The organism is Geobacillus jurassicus NBRC 107829, assembly GCF_001544315.1.
Classification (GTDB): Bacteria; Bacillota; Bacilli; order Bacillales; family Anoxybacillaceae; genus Geobacillus; species Geobacillus jurassicus.
In genome coordinates, this window is sequence record NZ_BCQG01000004.1 from 65,606 (window position 1) to 92,363 (window position 26,758).

General features: G+C 54.7%; 28 protein-coding genes and 1 tRNA gene. 24 read left to right on the forward strand and 5 right to left on the reverse strand.

Features of this window, described 5'->3' with window-relative positions; genetic code table 11:
- Positions 1-29: 29 nt before the first annotated feature.
- From hisH to GJ1_RS02165, 11 genes are all read left to right on the forward strand, one after another.
- The gene (gene hisH / locus GJ1_RS02115) at positions 30-671 is read left to right on the forward strand and encodes an imidazole glycerol phosphate synthase subunit HisH (RefSeq protein WP_066227798.1); all 642 of its coding nucleotides are present in this window, start codon (positions 30-32) and stop codon (positions 669-671) included.
- The gene (hisA, locus tag GJ1_RS02120; protein ID WP_044732611.1) at positions 671-1,408 is read left to right on the forward strand and encodes a 1-(5-phosphoribosyl)-5-[(5-phosphoribosylamino)methylideneamino]imidazole-4-carboxamide isomerase; all 738 of its coding nucleotides are present in this window, start codon (positions 671-673) and stop codon (positions 1,406-1,408) included. Before hisH ends, hisA begins: the two co-directional genes overlap by 1 nt.
- Positions 1,405-2,163 (forward strand): imidazole glycerol phosphate synthase subunit HisF, encoded by a 759-nt coding sequence (hisF, locus tag GJ1_RS02125; protein ID WP_066227800.1) that lies wholly within the window; start codon positions 1,405-1,407, stop codon positions 2,161-2,163. The genes hisA and hisF overlap by 4 nt, the downstream gene beginning before the upstream one ends.
- A complete protein-coding gene (gene hisIE / locus GJ1_RS02130; protein ID WP_066227804.1) occupies positions 2,160-2,807 on the forward strand; it encodes a bifunctional phosphoribosyl-AMP cyclohydrolase/phosphoribosyl-ATP diphosphatase HisIE in 648 nt (215 codons plus the stop codon). Before hisF ends, hisIE begins: the two co-directional genes overlap by 4 nt.
- Positions 2,808-2,959: 152 nt before the next feature.
- On the forward strand, positions 2,960-4,432 hold the full coding sequence (locus GJ1_RS02135) for a tetratricopeptide repeat protein (protein ID WP_066227805.1): 1,473 nt from the start codon (positions 2,960-2,962) through the stop codon (positions 4,430-4,432).
- Between the two features lie 75 nt (positions 4,433-4,507).
- Complete coding sequence (gene trxB / locus GJ1_RS02140) at positions 4,508-5,464, forward strand: thioredoxin-disulfide reductase (RefSeq protein ID WP_066227808.1); 957 nt, start codon at positions 4,508-4,510, stop codon at positions 5,462-5,464.
- A 333-nt stretch (positions 5,465-5,797) separates the two neighbouring features.
- Entirely contained in the window at positions 5,798-6,274 is a 477-nt protein-coding gene (locus GJ1_RS02145; protein ID WP_066227811.1) for an NUDIX hydrolase, read from the forward strand.
- Between the two features lie 18 nt (positions 6,275-6,292).
- Positions 6,293-7,189 carry an RNase adapter RapZ gene (rapZ, locus tag GJ1_RS02150; RefSeq protein WP_066227814.1) on the forward strand — a complete coding sequence of 299 codons (897 nt, stop codon included), beginning with the start codon at positions 6,293-6,295 and terminating at the stop codon, positions 7,187-7,189.
- On the forward strand, positions 7,186-8,139 hold the full coding sequence (mgfK, locus tag GJ1_RS02155; protein ID WP_066227816.1) for a gluconeogenesis morphogenetic factor MgfK: 954 nt from the start codon (positions 7,186-7,188) through the stop codon (positions 8,137-8,139). Before rapZ ends, mgfK begins: the two co-directional genes overlap by 4 nt.
- 112 nt (positions 8,140-8,251) lie before the next feature.
- Positions 8,252-9,214, forward strand: coding sequence for a DNA-binding protein WhiA (gene whiA, locus GJ1_RS02160; RefSeq protein WP_066227819.1), 963 nt, complete (start codon positions 8,252-8,254; stop codon positions 9,212-9,214).
- 14 nt (positions 9,215-9,228) lie between these two features.
- Positions 9,229-9,486, forward strand: a complete 258-nt coding sequence (locus GJ1_RS02165; protein WP_011232533.1) for an HPr family phosphocarrier protein — start codon at positions 9,229-9,231, stop codon at positions 9,484-9,486.
- Positions 9,487-9,565: 79 nt separating this feature from the next.
- On the opposite strand, the gene clpP is transcribed toward GJ1_RS02165, so the two are convergent.
- Positions 9,566-10,156: an ATP-dependent Clp endopeptidase proteolytic subunit ClpP gene (clpP, locus tag GJ1_RS02170; RefSeq protein ID WP_044732602.1), complete on the reverse strand. Its 591-nt coding sequence runs from the start codon at positions 10,154-10,156 to the stop codon at positions 9,566-9,568.
- Between the two features lie 287 nt (positions 10,157-10,443).
- On the opposite strand from clpP, the gene GJ1_RS02175 reads away from it, so the two are divergent.
- Positions 10,444-10,515, forward strand: a tRNA-Arg gene (locus GJ1_RS02175).
- Between the two features lie 285 nt (positions 10,516-10,800).
- Here the strand turns inward: GJ1_RS02175 and GJ1_RS02180 are convergent.
- The gene (locus GJ1_RS02180) at positions 10,801-11,058 is read right to left on the reverse strand and encodes a hypothetical protein (RefSeq protein WP_066227821.1); all 258 of its coding nucleotides are present in this window, start codon (positions 11,056-11,058) and stop codon (positions 10,801-10,803) included.
- A gap of 60 nt (positions 11,059-11,118) precedes the next feature.
- On the opposite strand from GJ1_RS02180, the gene rpoN reads away from it, so the two are divergent.
- The 9 genes from rpoN to GJ1_RS02225 all read left to right on the forward strand — a co-directional run bounded on the left by rpoN (position 11,119) and on the right by GJ1_RS02225 (position 21,964).
- Positions 11,119-12,426: an RNA polymerase factor sigma-54 gene (gene rpoN, locus GJ1_RS02185; protein WP_066227824.1), complete on the forward strand. Its 1,308-nt coding sequence runs from the start codon at positions 11,119-11,121 to the stop codon at positions 12,424-12,426.
- Between the two features lie 29 nt (positions 12,427-12,455).
- Positions 12,456-12,701, forward strand: a complete 246-nt coding sequence (locus tag GJ1_RS02190; protein WP_041468558.1) for a glutaredoxin family protein — start codon at positions 12,456-12,458, stop codon at positions 12,699-12,701.
- A gap of 122 nt (positions 12,702-12,823) precedes the next feature.
- Complete coding sequence (locus GJ1_RS02195) at positions 12,824-13,873, forward strand: sugar-binding transcriptional regulator (RefSeq protein WP_044732592.1); 1,050 nt, start codon at positions 12,824-12,826, stop codon at positions 13,871-13,873.
- A gap of 13 nt (positions 13,874-13,886) precedes the next feature.
- Positions 13,887-14,894 carry a type I glyceraldehyde-3-phosphate dehydrogenase gene (gene gap, locus GJ1_RS02200; protein WP_066227827.1) on the forward strand — a complete coding sequence of 336 codons (1,008 nt, stop codon included), beginning with the start codon at positions 13,887-13,889 and terminating at the stop codon, positions 14,892-14,894.
- Between the two features lie 121 nt (positions 14,895-15,015).
- Positions 15,016-16,200, forward strand: coding sequence for a phosphoglycerate kinase (locus GJ1_RS02205; protein WP_066227830.1), 1,185 nt, complete (start codon positions 15,016-15,018; stop codon positions 16,198-16,200).
- Between the two features lie 49 nt (positions 16,201-16,249).
- The gene (gene tpiA, locus GJ1_RS02210) at positions 16,250-17,011 is read left to right on the forward strand and encodes a triose-phosphate isomerase (RefSeq protein ID WP_066227833.1); all 762 of its coding nucleotides are present in this window, start codon (positions 16,250-16,252) and stop codon (positions 17,009-17,011) included.
- Positions 17,004-18,539, forward strand: a complete 1,536-nt coding sequence (gene gpmI / locus GJ1_RS02215) for a 2,3-bisphosphoglycerate-independent phosphoglycerate mutase (RefSeq protein WP_066227835.1) — start codon at positions 17,004-17,006, stop codon at positions 18,537-18,539. Before tpiA ends, gpmI begins: the two co-directional genes overlap by 8 nt.
- Before the next feature lie 47 nt (positions 18,540-18,586).
- Entirely contained in the window at positions 18,587-19,879 is a 1,293-nt protein-coding gene (eno, locus tag GJ1_RS02220; RefSeq protein WP_066227839.1) for a phosphopyruvate hydratase, read from the forward strand.
- Between the two features lie 585 nt (positions 19,880-20,464).
- Positions 20,465-21,964, forward strand: a complete 1,500-nt coding sequence (locus GJ1_RS02225) for a carboxylesterase/lipase family protein (RefSeq protein WP_066227847.1) — start codon at positions 20,465-20,467, stop codon at positions 21,962-21,964.
- 49 nt (positions 21,965-22,013) lie between these two features.
- Here the strand turns inward: GJ1_RS02225 and GJ1_RS02230 are convergent, their stop codons facing one another.
- From GJ1_RS02230 to GJ1_RS02240, 3 genes are all read right to left on the reverse strand, one after another.
- The gene (locus GJ1_RS02230; protein WP_066227849.1) at positions 22,014-22,229 is read right to left on the reverse strand and encodes a hypothetical protein; all 216 of its coding nucleotides are present in this window, start codon (positions 22,227-22,229) and stop codon (positions 22,014-22,016) included.
- Between the two features lie 255 nt (positions 22,230-22,484).
- Positions 22,485-22,871, reverse strand: a complete 387-nt coding sequence (locus GJ1_RS02235) for a type II toxin-antitoxin system PemK/MazF family toxin (protein WP_066227850.1) — start codon at positions 22,869-22,871, stop codon at positions 22,485-22,487.
- The gene (locus GJ1_RS02240) at positions 22,871-23,170 is read right to left on the reverse strand and encodes an AbrB/MazE/SpoVT family DNA-binding domain-containing protein (RefSeq protein WP_066227852.1); all 300 of its coding nucleotides are present in this window, start codon (positions 23,168-23,170) and stop codon (positions 22,871-22,873) included. Before GJ1_RS02240 ends, GJ1_RS02235 begins: the two co-directional genes overlap by 1 nt.
- 184 nt (positions 23,171-23,354) lie before the next feature.
- Between GJ1_RS02240 and secG the strand changes: the two genes are divergently transcribed.
- The 3 genes from secG to rnr all read left to right on the forward strand — a co-directional run bounded on the left by secG (position 23,355) and on the right by rnr (position 26,744).
- Positions 23,355-23,582, forward strand: a complete 228-nt coding sequence (secG, locus tag GJ1_RS02245) for a preprotein translocase subunit SecG (protein WP_044732584.1) — start codon at positions 23,355-23,357, stop codon at positions 23,580-23,582.
- A gap of 120 nt (positions 23,583-23,702) precedes the next feature.
- Positions 23,703-24,443 carry a carboxylesterase gene (gene estA / locus GJ1_RS02250; protein ID WP_066227855.1) on the forward strand — a complete coding sequence of 247 codons (741 nt, stop codon included), beginning with the start codon at positions 23,703-23,705 and terminating at the stop codon, positions 24,441-24,443.
- A 24-nt stretch (positions 24,444-24,467) separates the two neighbouring features.
- Positions 24,468-26,744, forward strand: coding sequence for a ribonuclease R (gene rnr, locus GJ1_RS02255; RefSeq protein WP_066227858.1), 2,277 nt, complete (start codon positions 24,468-24,470; stop codon positions 26,742-26,744).
- Positions 26,745-26,758 lie beyond the last annotated feature (14 nt).

The following is a 26,758-nucleotide window of genomic DNA, read 5'->3' on the forward strand; positions in this document are numbered from 1 at the left end:
TTGACACGCACTGCAATGAAAGGAATGGGATGACGATGATCGGGATCATCGACTATGGCATGGGCAACTTATACAGCGTCAGCAAAGCGCTCGAGCGGCTCGGCTGCCCGTATATGGTCAGCGGCGACAAAGAGGTGTTGGCGCAGGCGCGCGGGCTCATTTTGCCTGGGGTCGGATCGTTTCGCGATGCGATGCATAGTTTGAACGAGACAGGATTAGCGGATTTCATTCGCGAAGCGGTTCAAGGCGGCACGCCGCTGCTTGGCATTTGCTTAGGGATGCAGCTGTTGTTTGACGAAAGCGAGGAAAATGGACCGACAAAAGGGCTTGGGCTTCTGCACGGCCGTGTCGTCCGCTTTCCGGGCGTCACGAAAACCGGCGAGCCGTACAAAGTGCCGCATATGGGCTGGAACCGGCTCCGCTTCCATCGTCCGTCGCCGCTTCTTGACGGCGTCGAGGAAGGGCATGTGTATTTTGTCCATTCGTATTATGTCGTTCCGGGGGATGAGGACGTCGTGCTCGCGAGCAGCGAATATGACGTTGACGTTCCGGCGGTCGTCGGGCGCGGCTGCGTGTTTGGCACACAGTTTCATCCGGAAAAAAGCGGCGCGGTCGGCATGAGCATCTTGAACAATTATGTCGGCATCGTCACGGGAAGGGGGAATGGCTGATGGCGGCGTTTACGATTTATCCGGCCATAGATATGCGCGGCGGCAAGTGCGTTCGTTTGCTTCAAGGCGATTACAATAAAGAAACGGTGTACGGCGATTCGCCGGTCGCGATGGCCGAGCAATTCGCCGCCCAAGGGGCGGCATGGATTCATATGGTCGATTTGGACGGGGCGAAAGAAGGGCGGCGCGTCAACGACCGGTTTGTTGTCGAAGCGGCGCGGAAGCTTTCCGTCCGTGTGCAAGTCGGCGGCGGCATCCGGACGGAAGAGGATATTGTGTATTATTTGGAAAACGGGGTCGCCCGCGTCATTTTAGGAAGCGCGGCCATTGCCGATCCGCCGTTTGTGAAAGAGATGCTGAAAAAATACGGTCGCCGCATCGTGATTGGCATTGACGCCCGCGACGGCTTCGTGGCGACAGAAGGGTGGCTTGCGACGTCAAACGTGAAAGCGGAAGAACTCGGGCAAATGCTTGCCGAGGCGGGGGCGGAGACGTTTATTTTCACCGATATTGCGACCGACGGCACGCTGTCAGGCCCGAACATCGCGGCCGCGGTCCGGTTGGCCGAGGCGACGGGGAAAGAAGTGATCGCTTCTGGCGGCGTCAGCTCGCTTGATGATTTGCGCGCGCTTCATGAACAGGCTGAGCGCGGCATCGGCGGTGCGATCGTCGGCAAGGCGCTGTACACAAACCAATTTACGCTCGCGGAAGCGTTAAAGGCGGTGAACGAGCGATGATCACGAAGCGCATCATCCCGTGCCTCGATGTGAAAGACGGCCGCGTCGTCAAAGGGGTGCAGTTTGTTCAGCTGCGCGATGCCGGCGATCCGGTGGAGCTCGCGAAGGCGTACGATGAGCAAGGGGCGGACGAGCTCGTGTTTTTGGACATTTCTGCTTCTCATGAGGGGCGGAAGACGATGGTCGATGTCGTCGAGCGCGTCGCCGCCCAGCTTGCGATTCCGTTTACGGTTGGCGGCGGCATTCATTCGCTCGACGATATGAAGCGCATGTTGCGCGCCGGCGCCGATAAAGTGTCGCTCAACACCGCCGCGGTGCTCCATCCATCATTGATCACCGAAGGGGCGGACTTTTTCGGCTCGCAATGCATCGTCGTCGCCATTGACGCGAAATACGATGAAACGCTTGGCTCATGGCGCGTCTATACGCACGGCGGCCGCAACGCGACGGAATGGGAAGTCGTCGCTTGGGCGCAGGAAGCGGTGCGCCTTGGCGCCGGGGAGATTTTGTTAACGAGCATGGACGCCGACGGCGGCAAAAACGGCTTTGATATTGAGTTGACACGAAGAGTGAGCGAAGCGGTCAGCGTTCCGGTCATTGCGTCCGGCGGCGCCGGCAAGGCGGAGCATTTCCTTCAAGCTTTTGAAGAGGGGAAAGCGGATGCGGCGCTGGCGGCATCGATTTTCCACTACAAAGAGACGTCGGTTGGACAAGTGAAAGCGTACTTAAAAGAAAAAGGGGTGAACGTGCGGTGACGGCGGACATTCGGTTTGACGACAACGGGCTCGTGCCCGCGATCGTCCAAGATGCGCAAAGCAAGGAAGTGCTCACGCTCGCCTATATGAATAAAGAGTCGCTCGAGAAAACGCTGGAGACCGGAGAAACATGGTTTTACAGCCGCTCGCGCCAAGAACTATGGCATAAAGGGGCGACATCGGGGAACGTCCAGCGCGTTGTCGACATCCGCTACGACTGCGACGCCGATGCGCTGCTCGTTCTCGTCGAGCCGGCCGGTCCGGCGTGCCATACGGGGGCGTATTCGTGTTTTGCGCACTCGCTTGACGGCGCTGCGCGCACACCGCGGGCTGACCGATTCGCCATTTTGAACGAGCTCGAACAGATCATCGCCAAGCGCGACGCCGAACGGCCGGAAGGGGCGTACACGACGTATTTGTTTGAAAAAGGCGTCGATAAAATTTTGAAAAAAGTCGGCGAAGAAGCGGCGGAAGTCATTATCGCGGCGAAAAACCGGAGTCATGACGAGCTGAAATGGGAAGCGGCTGACTTGCTGTACCATTTGCTTGTGCTCCTGCGCGAACAAAAGCTGCCGCTTGATGCGGTGCTTGAGACGCTTGCCGAGCGGCACGCGCAAAAGGCGGGAGCGGGCGAGAAAAAATAACAAGATGGTTAGGGGAGAAAAAGGAACGTCTGCCATCGCGCCGGCGTTCCTTTTTTGCACGGAAAAACCGGATTCCTGAAGTTTCTTGCTTGTTTTCGCCGCCGATATGGTATACTGTTGTTCGACGAATTTTACGGACGATGGAGGACAGAATGGGGAAGCAACTGAAGCGATCATCACGAAAAGCGGTCATTGTGCCGTTTATCCAGAACGGAGAGTATTTTTTCAAAAAAGGGATGAAAGCGTACGACCGGGGCGACTTGGAGAAGGCAAGAAAATATTTCGAACGCGCTGTCCGCTTGGATGAGCGCGATGCCGCGTTTGCCTTGCAGCTTGCCCTTGTGCTGTCGGAGCTTGGCGAATATCAGTTTTCCAACCAGTGGCTGCTGAAAATCATTCACGATTTGGATGAGACGATGTACGACTGTTTGTATTTTTTGGCGAACAATTTCGCCTGCCTCGGGCTGTTTCGCGAGGCGAGGCAATACGCCGAACGCTATTTGACGCACGAGCCGGACGGGGAGTTTGCCGACGATGCCGCCGACTTGCTTGAGCTGCTTCGGCTCGATGGGCCGGAATGGACGGAAGAGCAGGAAGACCTTATGGCGCTTGAGGAGCGCGCCCGCCGTTTGCTGGAAGAGGAGCGGTTTGCGGAAGCGATTGAGGCGCTCGAGGCGATCGTCGCGCGCTATCCGGACGTTTGGGCGGCGCACAACAACTTGGCGCTTGCCTATTTTTACAGCGGCGATATCGAAAAAGCGAAACAGAAAGTGCGTGAAGTGCTCAAGCGCGACCCTGGCAATTTGCATGCGCTTTGCAATGCGCTTGTATTTGCCCACTATTTGCGCGACGAAGAGCAGGTGGCGGCTCTTTGCGAGACGCTGGCCGGTTTGTATCCGTTTTTTCGCGAGCATCAATACAAGCTCGGGGCGACGTTTGCGCTTGTCGGACGGTTCGATTTGGCGTTCCGTTGGATGCACCGTTTGTATAAACAAGGCTTTGACGGTGATGGGCCGTTTTATTATTGGCTCGCTTGCGCTGCCTACTATACTGGCCATGAGCCGCTCGCTCGGCAAATGTGGGAGATGCTTACCACCCTTCATCCCGAAAAACGCGGCGAGGAGCCGTGGGCGGCGACATCAGCCATGGATGAAGGACTCATCCGCATGATGGCCTTGTTTGAGGGTGGGGAACTTGCCGACTGGTTGTACGGATTGTACTTATTCAGCCGTTCGGCGCAGGCGGAAGAGACGTCGATGTCGCTGGCGTTGTGCCGCCTCTTGCCGGCCGATCCGCGCCTGCGCCCATTTATCGATTATGTTTTGTTCGGCTTAACCGATGGCCCGTCCGCTTGGGCGGGGAACATCGTCCGCATGGTCGATGTGCTTTCGGTAAATAATGAGGAAAAGGAAGCGCTCTGTCGCTTTGCCTTCGCGATGGCTGCTCATCCATCGGCCTATGGCGAATCGTTTGCCAACGGAGCGGCATGGGCGGCGGCGATCGAATACATTTGGCGCCAGCAGCAAGGAGAGAAAGTGACGCAAAAGGAGATGGCGGCCAAATACGGCGTCTCGGCGGCAACGGTGGGAAAATATGTGCAAAAAGTGCGCCGACTATGGTCATGAGCAAATCAATAGACAGTGCGAACCGACTTCTATACGATGAAAATGGAATGATTCTCGAGCGAAGGAGTGGACGGTGTGGCAGAGGAAAAAATTTACGATGTCATTATCGCCGGAGCTGGCCCAGCTGGGCTGACGGCGGCTGTCTATACATCGCGCGCCAACTTGTCGACGCTGATGATTGAACGCGGCGTCCCGGGCGGGCAGATGGTCAATACCGAGGAAGTGGAAAACTATCCTGGCTTTGAGACGATTTTAGGACCGGAATTGGCGACGAAAATGTTTGAACATGCGAAAAAATTTGGAGCTGAATACGCCTATGGCGACGTGAAAGAAATCATCGACGGCGAGGCGTACAAAACGGTCGTCGTCGGCGACAAAGAGTACAAGGCGCGCGCGGTCATTATTGCCACGGGAGCCGAATATAAAAAGCTCGGCGTTCCGGGCGAGGCGGAGCTCGGCGGCCGCGGCGTTTCGTACTGTGCGGTGTGCGACGGGGCGTTTTTTAAAGGAAAAGACTTGGTCGTCGTCGGCGGGGGGGACTCGGCGGTCGAGGAAGGCGTCTATTTGACGCGCTTTGCCAATAAAGTGACGATCGTCCACCGCCGTGACAAGCTGCGGGCGCAAAAAATTTTGCAAGACCGGGCGTTCGCCAATGAAAAAATTGATTTCATCTGGAACCATACGGTGAAACAAATCAACGAAAAGGACGGAAAAGTCGGCAGCGTGACGCTCGTCCATACGCAAACGGGCGAAGAGCGCGAATTTCCGTGCGACGGCGTCTTCATTTACATCGGGATGGTGCCGCTCTCGAAGCCGTTTGCCAATCTTGGCATCACGAATGAAAACGGCTATATCGTCACGAACGAAAAGATGGAGACGAAAGTGCCGGGCATTTTCGCCGCCGGTGATGTGCGGGAAAAAACGCTCCGGCAAATTGTGACGGCTACCGGCGACGGCAGCATCGCCGCGCAAAGCGCCCAACATTACGTCGAGGAACTGAAAGAAAAGCTTCATAAGCAAGGGGTCAGCTGAGCCAGTAACGAAATCGCAACAAAATGGTAATGGTGATTTAACCCAGATGTAACACGAATGCAATAGAAATGTCGTATGCTATAAGTAAGTAATTGACCCCCTTTTATATAGATCCTTTTTGGCGCGGGCGTTTGTCCGCGTCTCTTTTTTGTTTTGCGCTTGCATCTCGCCGCGCTCTTAAAACGGCTGGGGATGGGCGTCTTTTGGGTGGAGGGAGTGTTGGGGCCCGGCGGCTTTTTGCAGGCGGGAAAGAGGACGGTTTCCAACGGTTTGAAGGTGGAGCGGCCTAACTATTTATGGTAAAATGAAAGTGATCATGTGCGTGTTTGCGGAATGGTTGGGGTGAATGAATTGCAACGGGTGACAAACTGCGTATTATATAAAGACGGCCAAGTGCTGCTGCTGCAAAAGCCGAAGCGCGGCTGGTGGGTCGCCCCGGGAGGCAAAATGGAGCCCGGCGAGACGGTGCGCGAAGCGTGCATTCGCGAATACCGGGAAGAGACGGGCATCTACTTGAAGAATCCGGAGCTGAAAGGCGTCTTTACGATCGTGATGAAAAATGGGGACGAAACAACATCCGAGTGGATGATGTTTACGTTTTTCGCCGACGATTTCATTGGCGAAAACGTGCCGTCTTCCGAAGAGGGGACGCTCGCCTGGCATAAAGTGGAGACGCTTTCGACGCTGCCGATGGCTCCCGGCGACTACCATATTTTGGACTACGCCTTGAAAGGAAAAGGGGTCATGTACGGCGCGTTTGTGTATACGGAGGAGTTTGAACTGCTTTCGTATCGGTTGGATCCGAGTTGATGGAGAGGAGAGATGACGATGGGGCAAAACGGGGCGATGCAGCCGATTCAGCTCGTCATCATCACCGGCATGTCTGGGGCTGGAAAGACCGTCGCGATTCAAAGCTTTGAAGACCTCGGCTTTTTTTGTATCGACAACTTGCCGCCGACGCTGCTGCCGAAATTTTTGGAGCTCGTAAAAGAATCCGGGAACAAAATGAACAAAGTCGCCCTTGTCATGGATTTGCGCAGCCGCGATTTTTTCGACCGTTTGTTCACTGCGCTTGATGAGCTGGCCGAGCAGGCGTGGGTTGTCCCGCAAATTTTGTTTTTAGATGCGCAAGACTCGACGTTAGTGGCTCGCTACAAAGAAACGCGGCGGACGCATCCGCTCGCGCCGAACGAGCCCCCGCTTGAAGGAATCCGTTTGGAGCGGAAGCTGCTTGAAGAATTGAAAGGGCGGGCGCAAATCATTTACGATACGACCGGACTGAAGCCGCGCGAGCTTCGGGAGAAAATCATCCGCCAGTTCTCGTCGCACGCTCAATCCGGGTTTACGGTCAACGTCATGTCATTCGGATTTAAATACGGCATTCCGATTGACGCCGATTTAGTGTTTGACGTCCGCTTTTTGCCGAACCCGCATTACATCGAACATATGCGGCCGAAAACCGGGTTGGATGATGAAGTATCGTCCTACGTGCTCAAGTGGGGGGAAACGCAAAAGTTTTTGGAAAAGCTGATCGACTTGTTGTCGTTTATGCTTCCGTATTACCAGCGCGAAGGGAAAAGCCAGCTGGTGATCGCCATCGGCTGCACGGGCGGCCAGCACCGGTCGGTGGCGCTCGCAGAATACATTGCCCGCCATTTTTCGGCCGATTATAAAACGGTTGTCTCGCACCGGGACATGGAGAGGAGAAAGGAAACACACCGATGAGGAACGAACGAGCAGCGAAATTGGTCGTCATCGGCGGCGGCACTGGGCTTCCTGTGTTGCTGAGAGGGTTGAAGCAGCATGAACTGAACTTGACCGCCATTGTCACCGTCGCCGATGACGGCGGAAGTTCCGGGCGGCTGCGCGATGAGCTGCACATCCCGCCGCCTGGAGATGTCCGCAACGTGTTGGCCGCGCTGTCTGACGTCGAACCGCTCATTGTCGAGCTGTTCCAGCACCGTTTTCAAAACGGCAACGGCTTATCCGGCCATTCGCTCGGCAATTTGATTTTGGCAGCGCTCACGTCGATTACCGGCGATTTTGTGAAAGCGATCCGCGAGATGAGCAAAGTGTTGAACGTGCGCGGCCAAGTGCTGCCGGCGGCGAACAAAAGCGTCGTCTTGCACGCAGAGATGGAAGATGGCTCCATCGTCTCCGGCGAGTCAAAAATCCCTAAGGCGGGAAAAAAAATTAAGAGGGTGTTTTTAACCCCGAAGGACGTTGAGCCGCTGCCGGAGACGGTCGACGCCATCCGCCGCGCCGATTTGATTGTCATCGGCCCGGGCAGCTTGTACACAAGCATCTTGCCAAACTTGCTCGTGCCGAAAATCGGGCAGGAAGTATGCAAGGCGAAGGCGAAAAAAGTATATATATGCAACATCATGACCCAGGCCGGCGAGACGCCGCACTATACGGTGAGCGACCATGTGGAGGCGCTTCACGCCCATCTTGGCGGCCCGTTTTTGGATGCCGTGATCATCAACAGCGGAGCGATCCCGGAAGCGATCCGCCGCCGCTATGAGGCGGAGCGGGCCGAGCCGGTGCGTGACGACAGCAGCGGGCTTTCCCTGCAAGTCATCCGCGACGATATTGTCGCGTATGAAGATGGGGTGATTCGCCATAATACGGCGAAAGTTGCCGCCCTCCTTCTCGGGCTTCTCCCTCACTGTTAAAGGCGGGGGCTGAGCAGGCCGCGCAATGGGCGGCGACGCTTCCTATGGACGCGCCGAAGATTAGGCACCTCCAACCGGCCGGATGCGGGGAACGAATGGAGGTGAGGCAATCGTGTCTTTTGCATCGGAAACGAAAAAGGAATTGACCCATTTAGAGGTGAAGCCTTGTTGCTTGCGCGCGGAGCTGTCGGCGCTTTTGCGCATGAACGGTTCGCTGTCGTTTTCCGGCGGGCGGATGGCGGTCGATGTCCAGACAGAAAATGCGGCGATCGCTCGGCGCATTTATACGTTATTGAAAAAGGGCTACGATGTCGCAGTTGAGCTGTTTGTCCGCAAGAAAATGCGTCTGAAAAAAAATAACGTCTACATCGTCCGCGTCACAGACGGTGCGGCCTCTTTGCTTCGCGAGCTCCACATTGTAAACGGCGATTTTTCGCTCATCCATGACATTTCCCCGGAGCTCGTCAAGAAAAAATGCTGCAAGCGCTCGTATTTGCGCGGCGCGTTCTTAGCTGGCGGTTCGGTCAACAATCCGGAGACGTCATCATACCATTTAGAGATTTTTTCGCTGTATGAGGAGCATAACCGGGCGTTATGTGAACTGATGAACAGCCACTTTTTTTTAAATGCGAAAACGTTGGAACGGAAAAAGGGGTTTATTACGTATTTAAAAGAGGCGGAAAAAATCGCCGAGTTTTTGAACATCATCGGCGCCCACCAAGCGTTGCTCCGCTTTGAGGACATTCGCATTGTCCGCGATATGCGCAACTCGGTCAATCGGCTCGTCAACTGCGAGACGGCCAATTTAAACAAGACGATCGGCGCCGCGCTCCGCCAGGTCGAGAACATCCGTTACATCGACGAAACGATCGGCCTTGATTCGCTGCCGGCAAAGCTGCGGGAAATCGCGAAACTTCGCATCGAGCATCAAGATGTGACGTTGAAAGAGCTCGGGGAGATGGTTGCCGGCGGAAAAATCAGCAAATCCGGCATCAACCATCGCCTCCGCAAAATCGACGAGATCGCAGAGCGGCTGCGGGCGGGAAAGCCGGTCGATTTCCATAAATCGCTGTAAAGGGGAGATGGAGAGTGGTTGAAAAACAAGTGGAAGTGAAATTAAAAACCGGGCTGCAGGCGCGCCCGGCGGCGTTGTTCGTCCAAGAAGCGAACCGCTTCTCGGCAGACGTCTTTTTGGAGAAAGACGGAAAACGGGTCAACGCGAAAAGCATTATGGGCTTAATGAGCCTCGCCATCGGCCATGGAGCGGTGATCACGCTCATTGCCGACGGTCCGGACGAGCAAGAAGCGATCGAAAAGCTCGCCGCCTATGTGCAAAAGGAAAAGTAAAGCGGCGTGGAAGGCTGGCGGGGAAAGGAATGGAAAAGGCTGCTCCGTTGTTGCCGGAAGCAGCCTTTTGCTTTTCATTTTATTTTTCATCAGCGCGCGTCAGCACGCGGTCAATGATGCCGTATTCTTTTGCTTTTTGCGCGGTCATAAAGTTGTCGCGGTCCGTATCGCGCTCGATCACCTCGATCGGCTGGCCGGTGTTTTCCGATAAAATGCGGTTCAATTTGTCGCGCAAGAACAAAATGCGTTTCGCTGCGATTTCGATTTCCGTCGCTTGCCCTTGGGCGCCGCCGAGCGGTTGGTGGATCATGATTTCACTGTTTGGCAAGGCGAACCGTTTTCCTTTCGCACCGGCGGCAAGCAAAAACGCGCCCATCGATGCCGCCATGCCGATGCAAATCGTCGATACGTCCGGCTTGATGAACTGCATGGTGTCGTAAATCGCCAGGCCGGCTGTGATCGAGCCGCCCGGGCTGTTGATGTACAAGGAAATATCTTTGTCCGGGTCTTCCGCCGCCAAAAACAACAGCTGCGACACGATCGAGTTGGCCACTTGGTCGTCGATCGGGCTGCCAAGGAAAACAATTCGGTCTTTCAGCAAGCGTGAATAAATGTCGTACGCTCGCTCCCCGCGGTTCGTCTGTTCGATGACAGTCGGGATCAAATACATGAAAAACGCCTCCTTTTCCATCCTATGGATCAATATGTACGCCTTAATCATACATGAATGGTCAATGAAGGTCAAACAAAACGTCTTTTCCCATTCATTTCTATAATATATTCTCGGTTAGCGGCAGTCATCCCTCTTTTCATCATAACCGCTTTTGGATTTTTTCAAACACGCTTTAAGCGATGGAAAGAGCATCCTACTGTTTCCGATTTTTTTATTGCATTTCCCTCTTGCATTTTTGTTCGATCCTGCTATAATAGAACATGCACGGAACAACAAGTGAACATGCCCTCGTAGTGTAGTGGATAGCACGAGAGATTCCGGTTCTCTTAGCGTGGGTTCGAATCCTGCCGAGGGCGCTACTGCTATCCGATCAGTTCGGATTAAAATTCTCAAACTCCTTGATGCGACCGCATTTGCGGTCGTTTTTCATTTTTTGGGAATCCCAAAAAAACGATAGAATCCGAAAAAGTTTGGAGAAATGCAACGCCAACCCTAACGCTAGGAAAAACTTGTGGATTCCTTGATGATGTGCTAATCTATTCATGAGACTGAACCTCCTTGTGTGAGTGGTTGGTTGGCACATCTATTTTACCCAAGGAGTCTGGTTCATGTCTCCTTTTTTGTTTGGTTGTAAATTTATGTTAGTGAATTTGCTCATCTACAGGATTAAATAAAGAATAAATTGGATGGCTATATTTCTGTTCGTAAATCCCAAAAATCAATAATCCAGCAATAAAAAAACCTATTGCCGTAAGCTTGCTCCGCCTTTTTGCATGGATTTGCGCCTCGACAAAAACGATATATGGTTGCTGTTCTGCCGAGGGGCGCTTCGCATGGGAAACGACAGCTGTTTTTCGTTTTGGAAAGCGGCCTTGCAGCCCTTTCAGAAGCACCGTCAAAAATTTCTCCTACCCCCTCCCCCTCCCGTCGTGTACAATAAAAGAAAAGGGGGCGTGACGATGAGGGCGGAGTTATGGCAAGAGCAGCGGCTGCAGTTGTCGCTGACAAAGGAGCTTGTGCAGGCGATTGAACTGCTGCAGTATTCCGCGGTCGATTTGGAAGCGTTTTTATATGAACGGTCGTTGGAAAACCCGTTTTTGGAAATTCGCCGCAGCCGGGTGCGGCAGCGGTCCAACCGGGCGGAACGGGACCAAAAGCAGTGGCTTGAGAACATCGGCGCCCGCAGGGAGACGCTCGTTGGCCATTTGCTTTCTCAGCTGCCTTCGTTGAAGCTGGCCGATCGGGAAGAGCGCATCGTCCGCTATCTCATTGCCTCGCTCGATGAGGACGGCTATTTGCGCGCGCCGCTTGCGGAACTGGCCGCGCGATTTTCCGCGTCGGAACAAGAGATGGAGCGGGGGCTGCGCCTTGTCCAGTCGCTCGACCCGCCGGGAGTCGGCGCCCGCGATTTGGCGGAATGCCTTTTGCTGCAGCTTGAACGTCTTCCGGAGCGCGACGAGCTGGCGGAAACGATCGTCCGCGACCATTTTGTTCCCTTTGCGGAAAAGTCGTGGAAAACGCTGGCCAAGCAGCTCGGCGTCGGCCTTGGCGATTTGCAGCGCGTCTTCGAGTTCATCCGCTCGCTCGAACCGCGTCCGGGCATTCACTATTCGAGCGACACACCGCCTTTCGTTGTGCCGGATGTCATCGTCACCCGGGGAGCGGATGGAGACTGGATGGTCGCCTACAACGATGACATCCATCCGGAGCTCGGATGGAACCGGGAGTACGAGCGGCGCATTGCCGCATCCGGCGACCGGCATGCCGAACAGTTTATCAAGGAAAAATACCGGCAGTTTACGTGGCTCGCGAAAAGCCTCGAGCAGCGAAAGCAGACGCTGCTTCAGCTTATGGCGGTCATCGTGGAGCGCCAGCGTCCGTGTTTGGAGTTCGGGCTTTCCGCGCTCAAACCGATGACGATGCGCGAGGTGGCCGAGGAGCTTGGGGTGCATGAATCGACGGTGAGCCGCGCGGTGCGTCATAAATATGTGCAAACGCCGTTTGGCACGATCGAGCTGCGCCGCTTTTTTTCGAGCGCGGCTACAGTCCATGCAACAGACGAGGCGGCTTCCTCGACCCAGGTGAAAGCGATCATCCAAGAGCTGATCGCGGCGGAAGACCCGCGGGCGCCGCTTTCCGACCAGCAGCTCGCCGATTTGCTTCGCGACCGGCACGGCATCGCCATTTCACGCCGCACGGTCGCCAAATACCGCGAGCAGCTGCGCATCCCCTCTTCGGCGAAGCGAAAGCAATATACCGGAGCTTGATGCGGACGGTGAAGGAAAGGGAGAACGTGATGCACATTCGGTTGTACACGAAAACAAACTGCCCGCTTTGCGACAAGGCAAAAGCGGTTTTGGCAGAACTGCAGGCGGATGATCCGTTTACAATGGAGGAAATCGACATTTACCAAGACGATGCGCTTCTTGAGAAATACCAATTGATGATTCCGGTCGTCGAGCTGGACGGCGAAGAAATCGGATACGGGATGATTGAAAAAGAAACGATAAGAAAGCGGTTGCGGCAGGCGCGAAAAAGTTGAACCGTCTGTTTCCTCCTGCTATAATGAAATTGACGCGGGAGGGATTTTTTATCGATTTGCGGGACATAATATGTCATACCGGGACAAAACACGTCCCTATGTTCCGCTGAGGAGAAGGATCGATGCAACCGTTATTAGAGGCATTAAAAAAATTATCGCCCGACTTGCTTGATGTTATGCAAAAGCGATACGAAATCTTGCATTCCATTTCGCTCATGGCGCCGATCGGACGGCGGGCGCTGGCGGCGAGCCTCGGCATGAGCGAGCGGGTGCTCCGGTCGGAAACGGAGTTTTTGAAAGGGCAAAACTTGCTCTCCGCCGATGTGTCGGGCATGCGGCTGACGGAAGAAGGCCAAGAGCTCCTTCATGCGCTCAATGATTTGATGCGGGAAGCGCTCGGGCTCAAAGAGCTGGAATCCGCGTTGCAGCGAAAGCTCGGCATTCCGCGCGTGATTGTCGTCGCCGGGGATAGCGATCGTTTCCCATGGGTAAAAAAAGAAATGGGAAGAGCGTGTGTTGCCTGCATGAAGGAACTGCTTGAACCCGGGGACATCGTTGCCGTGGCTGGCGGCACGACGATGGCGGCGGTTGCGGAGATGATGACGCCGGATTCGAAGATTCGCGATGTGTTGTTCGTACCGGCGCGCGGCGGCCTTGGCGAGGATGTCGGGAACCAGGCGAACACGATTTGCGCCAAGATGGCGGAAAGAGCGGCCGGCCGTTACCGGCTTCTCCATGTCCCTGACCAGCTGAGCGATGAAGCGTACGCGTCGCTCGTCGAAGAACCGGCGGTGAAGGAAGTGCTTGAGCTCATCCAATCGTGCCGCATGGTCGTCCACGGCATCGGCGAAGCGGTGACGATGGCGAAGCGGCGGAAGACGCCGCCTGCAGAGATGGAGAACATCATCGCCCGCCATGCGGTCGCCGAGGCGTTCGGCTACTATTTTAACGAACATGGCGACGTCGTCCATAAAGTGAAAACGGTCGGCATTCAACTCGAACACCTCCCGCATGTCGAGCATGTCATCGCCGTCGCCGGAGGGGCGTCGAAGGCGAAAGCCATTCGCGCCTACATGAAGCAGGCCCCCCGTTCGCTGTTGGTGACGGACGAAGGCGCCGCGAAAGCGTTAGTAGGGGAGTCAAGTCCCTTGCCGATACAATCCAAATCATAAGGAGGAACCAACGATGGCAGTAAAAATCGGGATCAACGGATTTGGCCGCATCGGGCGCAACGTGTTCCGCGCGGCATTGAAAAACCCGGACATTGAAGTGGTGGCGGTGAACGATTTAACGGATGCGAATACGTTGGCGCATTTGTTGAAATACGACTCCGTCCATGGCCAGCTTGACGCGGAAGTGTCGGTGAACGGCAACAACTTGGTCGTGAACGGCAAAGAAATCATCGTCAAAGCGGAACGCGACCCGGCCAACTTGGCGTGGGGCGAAATCGGCGTTGAGATCGTCGTCGAGTCGACCGGCCGCTTCACGAAACGGGAAGATGCGGCGAAACATTTGGAAGCCGGCGCGAAAAAAGTGATCATTTCCGCTCCGGCGAAAAACGAAGATATTACGATCGTCATGGGCGTCAACCATGACAAATACGACCCGAAAAGCCACCATGTCATTTCGAACGCGTCGTGCACGACGAACTGCCTGGCGCCGTTTGCGAAAGTGCTGCACGAAAAATTCGGCATCGTCCGCGGCATGATGACGACGGTTCACTCGTATACGAACGACCAACAAATTTTGGACTTGCCGCATAAAGACTTGCGCCGGGCACGGGCGGCGGCGGAATCGATCATCCCGACGACGACCGGGGCGGCGAAAGCTGTTGCGCTCGTTTTGCCGGAATTGAAAGGCAAACTGAACGGCATGGCGATGCGCGTGCCGACGCCGAACGTGTCGGTCGTTGACCTGGTCGCCGAACTGGAAAAAGAAGTAACGGTTGAAGAAGTCAATGCCGCCTTGAAAGCAGCTGCAGAAGGCGAATTAAAAGGCATTTTGGCTTACAACGAAGAGCCGCTTGTGTCGCGCGACTACAACGGCAATCCGGCATCGTCGACGATCGATGCGCTCTCGACGATGGTCATCGAAGGCAAAATGGTGAAAGTCGTTTCGTGGTATGACAACGAAACGGGCTACTCGCACCGCGTCGTCGACTTGGCGGCGTACATCGCTTCGAAAGGGCTGTAAGACGGGCTCGGCATTGAGTTTTCCGTCCGTTCAAGTCTATAATAGGGAAATGGAGGGGAGCGGGGAAATGATCCCCACTCCTTTTCCTTTGTCAACACCATGGTTAAAGGGGGCTGGAACGATGAACAAGAAGACGATCCGCGACGTGGATGTCCAAGGGAAGCGCGTCTTCTGCCGCGTTGATTTCAACGTGCCGATGGAAGAAGGCGCGATCACCGATGACACGCGCATCCGCGCGGCGCTGCCGACGATCCGCTATTTGATCGACCACGGGGCGAAAGTCGTTTTGGCGAGCCACCTCGGCCGCCCGAAAGGAAAAGTGGTCGAAGAATTGCGCTTGGATGCCGTTGCCAAGCGGCTCGGCGAACTGCTTGAACGCCCGGTCGCGAAAACGAATGAAGCGGTCGGCGACGAGGTGAAGGCCGCGGTGGCCAACTTAAACGAAGGTGACGTGTTGCTGCTTGAGAACGTCCGCTTCTATCCGGGTGAGGAGAAAAACGATCCCGAGCTGGCGAAAGCGTTCGCGGAGCTTGCCGATCTATACGTCAACGATGCGTTCGGCGCCGCCCACCGCGCCCATGCGTCGACGGAAGGGATCGCCCATTACTTGCCGGCGGTGGCCGGGTTTTTGATGGAAAAAGAACTCGAAGTGCTCGGCAAAGCGCTCTCGAATCCGGACCGCCCGTTTACGGCGATCATCGGCGGCGCGAAAGTGAAGGACAAAATCGGCGTCATCGACAATTTGCTTGAAAAAGTCGACAACTTGATCATCGGCGGCGGGCTGGCGTACACGTTTGTGAAAGCGCTCGGCCATGACGTCGGCAAGTCGCTGCTTGAGGAAGATAAAATCGAATTGGCGAAATCGTTTATGGAAAAGGCGAAAGAAAAAGGCGTCCGCTTCTATATGCCGGTCGACGTCGTCGTAGCGGACCGGTTTGCGAACGACGCCAATACAAAAGTCGTGCCGATTGACGCCATTCCGGGCGACTGGGAGGCGCTCGACATCGGCCCGAAAACGCGCGAATTGTACCGCGATGTCATTCGTCAATCGAAGCTCGTCGTCTGGAACGGCCCGATGGGCGTCTTTGAAATGGATGCGTTTGCCCATGGGACAAGAGCGGTCGCACAAGCGCTGGCGGAAGCGCCCGACACGTATTCGGTCATCGGCGGCGGCGATTCGGCGGCAGCGGTTGAGAAATTCGGCTTGGCGGACAAAATGGATCATATCTCCACCGGGGGCGGTGCGTCGCTCGAATTTATGGAAGGGAAACAGCTGCCAGGGGTTGTCGCGCTGCAAGACAAATGACCCGCGGTGCACGGCGGCTGACACCGCCCGTCGAAAGGAAGGGTGAACGATGAGAAAACGCATCATTGCAGGCAACTGGAAAATGCATAAAACATTGGCGGAAGCTGTTCAATTTGTCGAGGAAGTAAAAGGGCTCGTGCCGCCGGCGGACGAAGTCGATTCCGTCGTTTGCGCGCCGTTTCTCTTTTTGGATCGGTTGGTGCAAGCGGCAACAGGAACGGATTTACAAATCGGGGCGCAAAACATGCATTTTGCCGACCAAGGGGCGTACACCGGCGAAGTGAGCCCGGTCATGCTCAAAGACCTCGGCGTCACATACGTCATCCTCGGCCATTCCGAGCGCCGGCAAATGTTTGCGGAAACGGATGAGACCGTGAACAAAAAAGTGTTGGCGGCCTTCACCCGCGGCTTGACGCCGATCGTTTGCTGCGGGGAAACGATCGAGGAGCGGGAAGCCGGGCAGACGAACGCCGTTGTCGCGTTGCAAGTGGAAAAAGCGCTCGCCGGCTTGACGCCCGATCAAGTGAAGGAAGCGGTCATCGCTTACGAACCGATTTGGGCGATCGGAACGGGCAAATCGTCGACGGCGGAAGACGCCAACGAGGTGTGCGGCCATATCCGCTCGGTCGTCTCGCGCCTGTTTGGCCGGGAAGCGGCGGAAGCGATCCGCATTCAATACGGCGGCAGCGTCAAACCGGACAACATCGGCGACTTTTTGGCGCAAGAGCATATCGACGGCGCCTTAGTCGGTGGGGCGAGCCTCGAGCCGGCTTCGTTCTTGCAATTGGTGGAGGCGGGTCGCCATGAGTAAACAACCAGTGGCACTCATCATTTTGGACGGGTTTGCGCTGCGCGAAGAAACGTACGGCAATGCGGTCGCCCAAGCGAACAAACCGAACTTTGACCGCTATTGGAACGAATACCCGCATGCGACGTTGAAAGCGTGCGGCGAGGCGGTTGGGCTTCCGGAAGGACAGATGGGCAACTCGGAAGTCGGGCATTTAAACATCGGCGCCGGCCGCATTGTGTACCAAAGCTTAACGAGAGTGAACATCGCCATCCGCGAAGGTGAGTTTGACCGGAACGAAACGTTTTTGGCGGCGATGAACCATGTGAAGCAGCACGGAACGAGCCTTCACTTGTTCGGTTTGCTTTCTGACGGCGGCGTGCACAGCCATATTCACCATTTGTACGCCCTCTTGCGCTTAGCGGCGAAAGAAGGCGTCAAGCGCGTGTACATCCACGGCTTTTTGGACGGCCGTGACGTCGGCCCGCAAACGGCGTCGCAATACATCAAAGAGCTGCAAGAAAAAATCAAGGAGTACGGCGTCGGCGAAATCGCGACATTGTCCGGCCGCTACTACTCGATGGATCGCGACAAGCGTTGGGACCGGGTCGAAAAGGCGTACCGGGCGATGGTGTACGGCGAAGGCCCGACATATCGCGATCCGCTCGAGTGCATCGAGGACTCGTACAAGCACGGCATTTACGACGAATTCGTCCTGCCGTCGGTCATCGTCCGTGAAGACGGCTCGCCGGTGGCGACGATCCAAGACAACGACGCGATTATTTTCTATAATTTCCGCCCCGACCGTGCGATTCAAATTTCGAACACGTTTACGAACGAAGATTTCCGCGAGTTTGACCGCGGCCCGAAACATCCGAAGCATTTGTTCTTCGTCTGCTTGACGCACTTCAGCGAAACGGTGAAAGGGTACGTGGCATTCAAGCCGACGAACCTTGACAACACGCTCGGGGAAGTGCTGTCACAGCATGGCTTGCGCCAGCTGCGCATCGCGGAAACGGAAAAATACCCGCACGTGACGTTTTTCATGAGCGGCGGCCGCGAGGAGAAGTTCCCGGGTGAAGATCGGATTTTAATCAACTCGCCGAAAGTGCCGACGTACGACTTAAAACCGGAAATGAGCGCCTACGAAGTGACGGATGCTTTGCTCAAGGAAATTGAAGCCGATAAGTACGATGCGATTATTTTGAACTACGCCAACCCGGATATGGTCGGCCATTCCGGCAAGCTCGAGCCGACGATCAAAGCGGTCGAAGCGGTCGACGAATGCCTCGGCAAAGTCGTCGATTCCATTTTGGCAAAAGGCGGCGTCGCCATCATCACCGCTGACCACGGCAACGCCGATGAAGTGCTGACGCCGGACGGCAAGCCGCAAACGGCGCATACAACGAATCCGGTGCCGGTCATCGTGACGAAAAAAGGCATCAAGCTTAGAGACGGCGGCATTTTAGGCGATTTAGCCCCGACGATGCTCGATTTGCTCGGCTTGCCGCAGCCGAAAGAAATGACCGGAAAATCGCTCATTGTCAAATAAACGATTCGATTGAGGAAACAATACGACAGGAAAAGGAGTGTGTCCACATGTCTGCCATTATCGATGTGTATGCGCGCGAAGTGCTTGATTCGCGCGGCAACCCGACGGTGGAAGTGGAAGTGTATACGGAAGACGGCGGCTTCGGCCGCGCTTTGGTGCCGAGCGGCGCTTCGACCGGGGAATATGAAGCGGTCGAACTGCGCGACGGCGACAAACACCGCTACCTTGGCAAAGGGGTGTTAAAAGCGGTCGAAAACGTCAACGAAGTGATCGCGCCGGAAATCATCGGCCTAGAAGTGACCGACCAAGTGGCGATCGACCGCAAATTGATTGAACTCGACGGCACGGAAAACAAAAGCAAGCTTGGCGCGAATGCGATTTTAGGCGTATCGCTTGCGGTCGCGCGCGCAGCGGCGGATGAACTTGGTTTGCCATTGTACCAATACTTGGGCGGTTTTAACGCCAAAACGCTGCCGGTGCCGATGATGAACATTTTAAACGGCGGCGCGCATGCCGACAACAACGTCGACATTCAAGAATTTATGATCATGCCGGTCGGCGCGGAAAGCTTCCGCGAAGCGCTGCGCATGGGGGCGGAAATTTTCCACAGCTTAAAAGCGGTGTTGAAAGCGAAAGGCTACAACACGGCGGTCGGCGATGAAGGCGGCTTTGCCCCGAACTTGAAATCGAACGAAGAAGCGCTGCAAACGATCATTGAAGCGATCGAAAAAGCGGGCTACAAACCGGGCGAACAAGTGATGCTGGCGATGGACGTCGCGTCGTCCGAGCTCTATAACAAAGAAGACGGCAAATATCATCTCGAAGGCGAAGGCGTCGTCAAAACGTCGGAAGAAATGGTCGCTTGGTATGAAGAACTTGTATCGAAATACCCGATCATCTCGATCGAAGACGGGCTCGATGAAAACGACTGGGAAGGGCATAAACTGCTCACCGAGCGGCTCGGCAAAAAAGTGCAGCTTGTCGGCGACGACTTGTTTGTGACGAACACGAAAAAATTGGCCGAAGGCATTGAAAAAGGCGTCGGGAACTCGATTTTGATCAAAGTGAACCAAATCGGCACGCTCACCGAAACGTTTGACGCCATCGAAATGGCGAAACGCGCCGGCTATACGGCCGTTGTCTCGCACCGCTCCGGCGAAACGGAAGACAGCACGATCGCCGACATCGCTGTCGCAACGAACGCCGGCCAAATCAAAACCGGAGCGCCGTCGCGCACCGACCGCGTCGCGAAATACAACCAGCTGCTCCGCATCGAGGATGAACTCGGCAGTACGGCGATTTACCAAGGCATCCGTTCGTTTTACAATTTGAAAAAATGACGGAAACAGGCGTCCCCAAAACGGCGGGGGCGCCTGTTGTTTTGATGGGGGGCAAAAGGGTGCCGAATGGCTGGCGGTGATAAAGATGCCTCGATGCATTCAGGAAAGCTGCGAGTGAAGATTAAAACGCTCCACGTCTCATGATTAGACAAAGTCAAGTGGCATAGTTTGTAGAAAAAAGTCTAATTTTTACCCAGTTAACGGAATAGTTGCACCTATAATAAAATCTTTTTTCGCGGCATTAATTGGTGCTTTATTATTAGGGACAATTACTAATTTAATTTTTCCTAAAAAAGCACGACCAAACGATTAAAAGAAAAAGCTTTGACTCTTTATCAAAAGTTGTACTTGCCTGTTCTTCTTCTTCTTGCTCGAGCTCTTCTACAATAATAAGTGAAACAATTTGGTTCATTTTGATCCGTTCCTTTACTGCCTGTTTAGGCAGCTGTCATCTTTTCTCCTCAAACAGGCTGCGGTACGGCCGTGCGGCGTGGAATCATCTCGTATAGGAGCGAAGCGATGGACGCAAGCGGATCGTTCGTTTATAATATTTTTTGAATCATTTGAATATTTAGGGGGATGGGGATGGAGCAAACGGTTGTGGAGACGCGATATGGGCGGTTGCGCGGGGGGATGAATGAAGGCGTTTTCGTTTGGAAAGGAATTCCGTATGCGAAAGCGCCGGTCGGCGAGCGGCGGTTCCTTCCGCCGGAGCCGCCGGAGGCGTGGGACGGAGTGCGGGAGGCGACCGCGTTTGGCCCCGTGGTCATGCAGCCGTCGGATCCGATTTTCAGCGGATTGCTCGGGCGGATGAATGAGGCGCCGAGCGAAGATGGGCTGTACTTGAACGTTTGGTCGCCGGCGGCCGATGGGAAGAAGCGGCCGGTGCTCGTTTGGATTCACGGCGGCGCCTTTTTGTTCGGTTCGGGTTCTTCGCCGTGGTATGACGGGACGGCGTTCGCGAAACACGGCGATGTCGTCGTCGTGACGATCAACTACCGAATGAACGTGTTTGGCTTTTTGCATCTTGGCGATATGTTTGGCGAAGCTTACTCCCAAGCGGGGAATCTCGGCATTTTGGACCAAGTGGCGGCATTGCGCTGGGTGAAAGAGAACATTGAGGCGTTTGGCGGCGATCCGGACAACATTACGATTTTCGGTGAATCGGCCGGAGCGGCGAGCGTCGGCGTGCTGTTGTCGCTGCCGGAAGCGAGGGGGCTGTTTCACCGCGCCATCTTGCAAAGCGGTTCGGGTTCGCTTCTCCTCCGTTCGCCGGAGACGGCCATGGCGATGACCGAGCGCATTCTCGATAAGGCCGGCATCCGTCCGGGCGACCGTGACCGGCTGTTGTCGATTCCGGCGGCGGAGTTGCTGCAAGCGGCGCTGTCGCTCGGACCGGGCGTCATGTACGGTCCGGTCGTGGATGGCCGCGTGTTGCGCTGCCATCCGATTGAAGCGCTTCAAGATGGGGAAGGGAAAGACATTCCGATTCTCATCGGGGTGACGAAAGACGAGTACAACTTGTTTACCTTGACGGATCCATCGTGGACAAAGCTTGGCGAAAAAGAACTGCTTGACCGGATCAACCGTGAAGTCGGGCCCGTGCCGGAGGCGGCGATTCGCTATTATGCAGAAACGGCGGAGCCGTCAGCGCCCGCCTGGCAAAAGTGGCTTCGCATCATGACGTACCGTGTGTTTGTCGAGGGGATGCTGCGGACGGCGGACGCAAAGGCGGCTTGCGGGGCGGATGTGTACATGTACCGGTTTGACTATGAAACGCCGGTGTTTGGCGGGCAGCTGAAAGCATGCCACGCGCTCGAGCTGCCGTTTGTGTTTCATAATCTCCACCAGCCTGGAGTTGCAAACTTTATCGGCAATCGGCCGGAGCGCGAGGCGATCGCCAACGAAATGCATTATGCTTGGCTTTCGTTCGCCCGCACGGGCAATCCAAACGGCGATCACTTGCCGGAAGAGTGGCCGGCGTATACGAATGAGCGCAAGCCGGCGTTCGTCTTTTCCGCCGCAAGCCATGTGGAAGACGATCCGTTCGGCCGCGAGCGGGCGGCGTGGCAAGGGCGCGCCTAATCGAAAAAAGGAACGGTGCCTAACGGCCGTTCCTTTTCTATGTATCGATTCAATCGTTTGCTTCTTTCGCAGGAAGCCCGAACTGTTCCGCCAGCGCCGGGTCGCGGTCGATCGCCTCAAGCAGCTTCCGCATGACGTTGACGTCAAATGTGAAGTTCGCCCCGATCGGCGAGGTGACGAAAATTTTCCCTTCCTTCGCCTCCCGCGCCCGTTTGAATTGATAGCCGTCAATCGCGATGACGACTCGTTCGTCCGGTCTTGCCATTTTAGTCCCTCCAATCGTTGCCGATTTGCTTTCATTGTAACGTATTTTGGCTGCGGACGACAATGATCATACCGCGCCCGAGGCATGGAGCGTCAAGCGGATGGAGGATGAAACGCTCCCCCATCTATGTAAAGGTGTAGAGGTGGGAAATTTTTTTGGCTCTCCGCCCTGCGATTCAGCTGTCTTGCAAAGATAGGAAACGCAGCCTTTCCTTCAACAACGTTCCATTCTTCCGCTGCCTCCAAGCCGATCAGATCAAGTCAGATACGTTGCGATTTTTGCCAGGCATTCGTCAATGATTTCATTGATTTCCTCCATTTGAGCATCTTCCGGATTGTATTTTTTTAAAATTTTTAGATGACGGGCTTTCCAATCCAATGATTTGATTTGATCCGCTAAAATGACTCCTGTGATGGGATCGCCGCCGCCTTCAAGGAATATTCCTCCTTTTGGCAAATCCACTTCAAACGGATAGCCTTTCTTCTGATTGGCGATTGGACAAACAGCAACAAATCCTGTTGCCTGATTGAATTCTTTAGGAGATAAAACAATCGCAATTCTTCTTCCTGCCTGTTCATGGCCAGCTTGTGGATGGAAGTTCAACACAACGAAATCTCCTCTTTCTGGGACGTCTGCGGGCATTAGGTCAACTCACGTCCTTCCACCCCGAAATCCATCTCCTCATGTTGATTTTCAGGGGTGATTTGTGCGATCAGTTCCTCGAGTGTGTATTTCTTCCGTGTTCTTTTCGGCTTTAATGTGATGATTCCTTCGTTTTCAATGACATGTAATTCCATTTCAGAACCTTGTTTAATCCCGATTTGGTCAGCCGCGTCTTTTGGGATGCGAATACCCAAACTGTTCCCCCACTTTTGCACGATTACGGTAGACATATCATTCTCTCCTTTCTTTTTCGCGATGCTGTTTTGTTTTGAATTCATTCTATCATCTCCACTCTTAAATGTATATACACAGTATATACAAGTTTGCCAAAAATGATAACATGTTTCACAAAAAAGTGAATTTGCGCCTTTCGTCGTGTTGAGACAGGCCCGCCAGTTGCCGCCAACGGCGATCTATGGTATAGTGAAATTATTGCAACGTCGGTCGTTGGAGGTGTCAGGCATGCATGCCTTGCTTGTGACGCTGCTTGTCATTGTGTCGATCGCGCTGATCGCGGTTGTCTTGTTGCAGTCGGGCCGCAGCGCCGGGCTGTCGGGAGCCATCACCGGCGGTGCGGAGCAGCTGTTCGGCAAACAAAAGGCCCGCGGGCTCGATGCGGTGTTTCAGCGCGTCACAGTCGTGTTGGCTGTGTTGTTTTTCGTCTTGTCAATTGTGGTAGCCTATTTATAAACGATGATAAGTGGGAAAGCGGGGGCGGTCCTGACGTACAATGGGCTGCCTTTTCTATTTCGTGAAGATGCTTTGGCAAGCATTTTTTGATTGCTAGCATGGAGGAAGGGAGAACGCATGATGAAAATTGTTCCACCAAAACCGTTTTTCTTTGAAGCCGGGGAGCGGGCGGTGCTGCTTTTGCACGGATTCACTGGCAATTCGGCTGACGTTCGGATGCTCGGGCGATTCCTTGAATCGAAAGGCTACACATGCCATGCCCCGATTTACAAAGGGCACGGCGTGCCGCCGGAAGAGCTCGTCCGCACCGGGCCGGACGATTGGTGGCAAGACGTTATGAACAGCTATCAGTTTTTAAAAAACAAAGGTTACGAAAAAATTGCCGTGGCCGGGTTGTCGCTTGGAGGGGTATTTTCGTTGAAATTAGGTTACACTGTACCTATAGAAGGGATTGTGACGATGTGCGCGCCGATGTATGTCAAAAGCGAGGAAACGATGTATGAAGGCGTCCTCGAGTATGCGCGCGAATATAAAAAGCGGGAAGGAAAATCGGCCGAACAAATCGAACAGGAAATGGAACGGTTCAAGCAGACGCCGATGAAGACGTTGAAAGCCTTACAGGAGCTCATTGCCGATGTGCGCGCCCATCTTGATTTGGTTTATGCACCGACGTTCGTCGTCCAAGCGCGCCATGATGAGATGATCAATCCCGACAGCGCGAACATCATTTATAACGAAATTGAATCGCCGGTCAAACGGATCAAATGGTATGAGCAGTCTGGCCATGTGATTACGCTTGATCAAGAAAAAGATCAGCTGCATGAAGATATTTATGCATTTCTTGAATCGTTAGATTGGTAATGGAAGAAAGGAGGGGGATGGCCAATGGATCACGTGTTGGCCGAACGCATTTTAACGTTTATGCGCGATGAGGCGTACAAGCCGCTGACCGTCGAAGAACTGGAAGAAGCGTTCGGGATCGAGGATGCGGAACAGTTTAAAACGTTTGTCAAAACGCTTGTCGCCATGGAGGAAGAGGGGCTCATCGTCCGGACGCGAAGCAACCGCTACGGTGTGCCTGAGCGGATGAATCTCGTGCGTGGCAAAGTGATCGGCCATGCGAAAGGATTTGCCTTTGTCGTGCCCGAGGAGCCGGGACTGGATGATATTTTCATCCCGCCGTCCGAATTGAAAAACGCGATGCATGGCGACACGGTGCTTGTGCGCGTCCAAGCCGATTCATCCGGGGCGCGCCGCGAAGGAACGATCGTCCGCATTGTGGAGCGCGGGGTGAAGGAAGTCGTCGGCACGTACACAGAAAGCAAATATTTCGGCTTTGTCATCCCGGATGACAAACGGATCGTCAACGACATTTTCATTCCGAAAAATGCGGCGAACGGAGCGGTCGAAGGGCACAAAGTCGTTGTCCGGCTCACATCGTATCCAGAAGGACGAATGAGCGCCGAAGGGGAAGTCGTGAAAATTCTCGGCCATAAAAACGACCCGGGCGTCGACATTTTATCGATCATTTATAAATACGGCTTGCCGCTTCAGTTTCCCGAAGACGTCATTGAGCATGCCAACCGGGTGCCGGACGTCATTACGGAGAAAGATTTGGAAGGGCGCCGCGATTTGCGCGGCGAAATGATCGTGACGATCGACGGGGAAGATGCGAAAGACTTGGACGACGCCGTAACGGTGACAAAGCTCAATAACGGCAACTATAAGCTCGGCGTCCATATCGCCGATGTGAGCTACTATGTGGAGGAAGGCTCGCCCATTGATCGCGAAGCGTATGAGCGCGGCACGAGCGTTTATTTGGTCGACCGCGTCATTCCGATGATTCCGCATCGGCTGTCGAACGGCATTTGCTCGCTCAACCCGAAAGTCGATCGGCTGACGCTCTCGTGCGAAATGGAAATCACCCCGCAAGGTGAAGTCGTCCGCTATGAAATTTTCCCAAGCGTCATCCGCACGGTGGAACGGATGACGTATTCCGATGTCAATAAAATTCTCGTTGACAAAGACGAAGCCTTGCGCGAAAAATATGCGCCGCTTGTGCCGATGTTTGAGCTGATGGCTGAGCTCGCCGACATTTTGCGGCAAAAGCGGATGAAGCGCGGGGCGATTGATTTCGATTTTAAAGAAGCGAAAGTGCTCGTCGATGAAAACGGCAAACCGTACGATGTCGTCTTGCGCGAGCGGTCGGTCGCTGAGCGGCTCATTGAAGAGTTTATGCTGGCGGCGAACGAAACGGTCGCCGAGCACTTTCACTGGTTGAACGTGCCATTTATTTACCGTGTTCACGAGGATCCGAAGCCGGAAAAATTGCAGCGCTTTTTAGAGTTCATCACGAACTTCGGCTATGTCGTCAAAGGGACCGGCAACCAAATCCATCCGCGCGCCCTCCAGCAAATTCTCGAAGCTGTGCGCGGCGAGCCGGAAGAAATGGTGATCTCCACCGTCATGCTTCGGTCGATGAAGCAGGCGCGCTATGACGCCGAGAGCCTCGGCCATTACGGCCTGTCGACCGAGTTTTACACCCATTTTACGTCGCCGATTCGCCGCTATCCGGATTTGATCGTCCATCGGTTGATCCGGACGTATCTCATCAACGGCCAGATGGATCTTGACACCCAGCAAAAATGGGCGGAAAAGCTGCCTGAAATTGCGGAACACGCTTCCGATATGGAGCGGCGCGCCGTTGAGGCGGAGCGGGAGACGGACGATCTGAAGAAAACCGAGTTTATGGAAGACAAAATTGGGATGGAGTTTGACGGCATTATCAGCTCGGTGACGAACTTCGGCTTGTTCGTTGAGCTCCCGAACACGATCGAAGGCTTGGTGCACGTCAGCTACTTAACGGACGACTATTACCGCTACGACGAACGCAGCTACGCGTTGATCGGCGAGCGGACGGGGAAAATGTACCGCATCGGCGATGAAATCACCGTCCGCGTCATCAACGTCAACAAAGACGAACGGATCGTCGATTTTGAAGTCGTCGGCATGAAGGGACGCCGTCCGCCGAAAGCGAAAGCCGCTCCGGTCGTCATTGAAGGGAAAAAACAAAAACAGGCCAAGGCAAAGGCGGAAGCGAAAACGAACAGCGGCAAAAGTCGCAGCGCGAAAGCGAAAAAGAAGAAAAAGAAAAGACGGTGAGGAAAAGCCGAACG

What these genes read in the sequence shown, in the direction of transcription:
- gap (WP_066227827.1), top strand. Translation starts at nt 13,887, where the DNA reads ATGGCAGTAAAAATCGGGATCAACGGATTTGGCCGCATCGGGCGCAAC.
- hisF (WP_066227800.1), top strand. Translation starts at nt 1,405, where the DNA reads ATGATCACGAAGCGCATCATCCCGTGCCTCGATGTGAAAGACGGCCGC.
- rpoN (WP_066227824.1), top strand. Translation starts at nt 11,119, where the DNA reads ATGAGGGCGGAGTTATGGCAAGAGCAGCGGCTGCAGTTGTCGCTGACA.
- secG (WP_044732584.1), top strand. Translation starts at nt 23,355, where the DNA reads ATGCATGCCTTGCTTGTGACGCTGCTTGTCATTGTGTCGATCGCGCTG.
- hisH (WP_066227798.1), top strand. Translation starts at nt 30, where the DNA reads ATGACGATGATCGGGATCATCGACTATGGCATGGGCAACTTATACAGC.
- GJ1_RS02190 (WP_041468558.1), top strand. Translation starts at nt 12,456, where the DNA reads ATGCACATTCGGTTGTACACGAAAACAAACTGCCCGCTTTGCGACAAG.
- rapZ (WP_066227814.1), top strand. Translation starts at nt 6,293, where the DNA reads ATGGGGCAAAACGGGGCGATGCAGCCGATTCAGCTCGTCATCATCACC.
- GJ1_RS02145 (WP_066227811.1), top strand. Translation starts at nt 5,798, where the DNA reads ATGGTTGGGGTGAATGAATTGCAACGGGTGACAAACTGCGTATTATAT.
- GJ1_RS02205 (WP_066227830.1), top strand. Translation starts at nt 15,016, where the DNA reads ATGAACAAGAAGACGATCCGCGACGTGGATGTCCAAGGGAAGCGCGTC.
- hisA (WP_044732611.1), top strand. Translation starts at nt 671, where the DNA reads ATGGCGGCGTTTACGATTTATCCGGCCATAGATATGCGCGGCGGCAAG.
- estA (WP_066227855.1), top strand. Translation starts at nt 23,703, where the DNA reads ATGAAAATTGTTCCACCAAAACCGTTTTTCTTTGAAGCCGGGGAGCGG.
- mgfK (WP_066227816.1), top strand. Translation starts at nt 7,186, where the DNA reads ATGAGGAACGAACGAGCAGCGAAATTGGTCGTCATCGGCGGCGGCACT.
- rnr (WP_066227858.1), top strand. Translation starts at nt 24,468, where the DNA reads ATGGATCACGTGTTGGCCGAACGCATTTTAACGTTTATGCGCGATGAG.
- eno (WP_066227839.1), top strand. Translation starts at nt 18,587, where the DNA reads ATGTCTGCCATTATCGATGTGTATGCGCGCGAAGTGCTTGATTCGCGC.
- GJ1_RS02230 (WP_066227849.1), bottom strand. Translation starts at nt 22,229, where the DNA reads ATGGCAAGACCGGACGAACGAGTCGTCATCGCGATTGACGGCTATCAA.
- clpP (WP_044732602.1), bottom strand. Translation starts at nt 10,156, where the DNA reads ATGTATTTGATCCCGACTGTCATCGAACAGACGAACCGCGGGGAGCGA.
- GJ1_RS02135 (WP_066227805.1), top strand. Translation starts at nt 2,960, where the DNA reads ATGGGGAAGCAACTGAAGCGATCATCACGAAAAGCGGTCATTGTGCCG.
- GJ1_RS02225 (WP_066227847.1), top strand. Translation starts at nt 20,465, where the DNA reads ATGGAGCAAACGGTTGTGGAGACGCGATATGGGCGGTTGCGCGGGGGG.
- gpmI (WP_066227835.1), top strand. Translation starts at nt 17,004, where the DNA reads ATGAGTAAACAACCAGTGGCACTCATCATTTTGGACGGGTTTGCGCTG.
- GJ1_RS02195 (WP_044732592.1), top strand. Translation starts at nt 12,824, where the DNA reads ATGCAACCGTTATTAGAGGCATTAAAAAAATTATCGCCCGACTTGCTT.
- GJ1_RS02240 (WP_066227852.1), bottom strand. Translation starts at nt 23,170, where the DNA reads ATGAATTCAAAACAAAACAGCATCGCGAAAAAGAAAGGAGAGAATGAT.
- GJ1_RS02235 (WP_066227850.1), bottom strand. Translation starts at nt 22,871, where the DNA reads ATGCCCGCAGACGTCCCAGAAAGAGGAGATTTCGTTGTGTTGAACTTC.
- tpiA (WP_066227833.1), top strand. Translation starts at nt 16,250, where the DNA reads ATGAGAAAACGCATCATTGCAGGCAACTGGAAAATGCATAAAACATTG.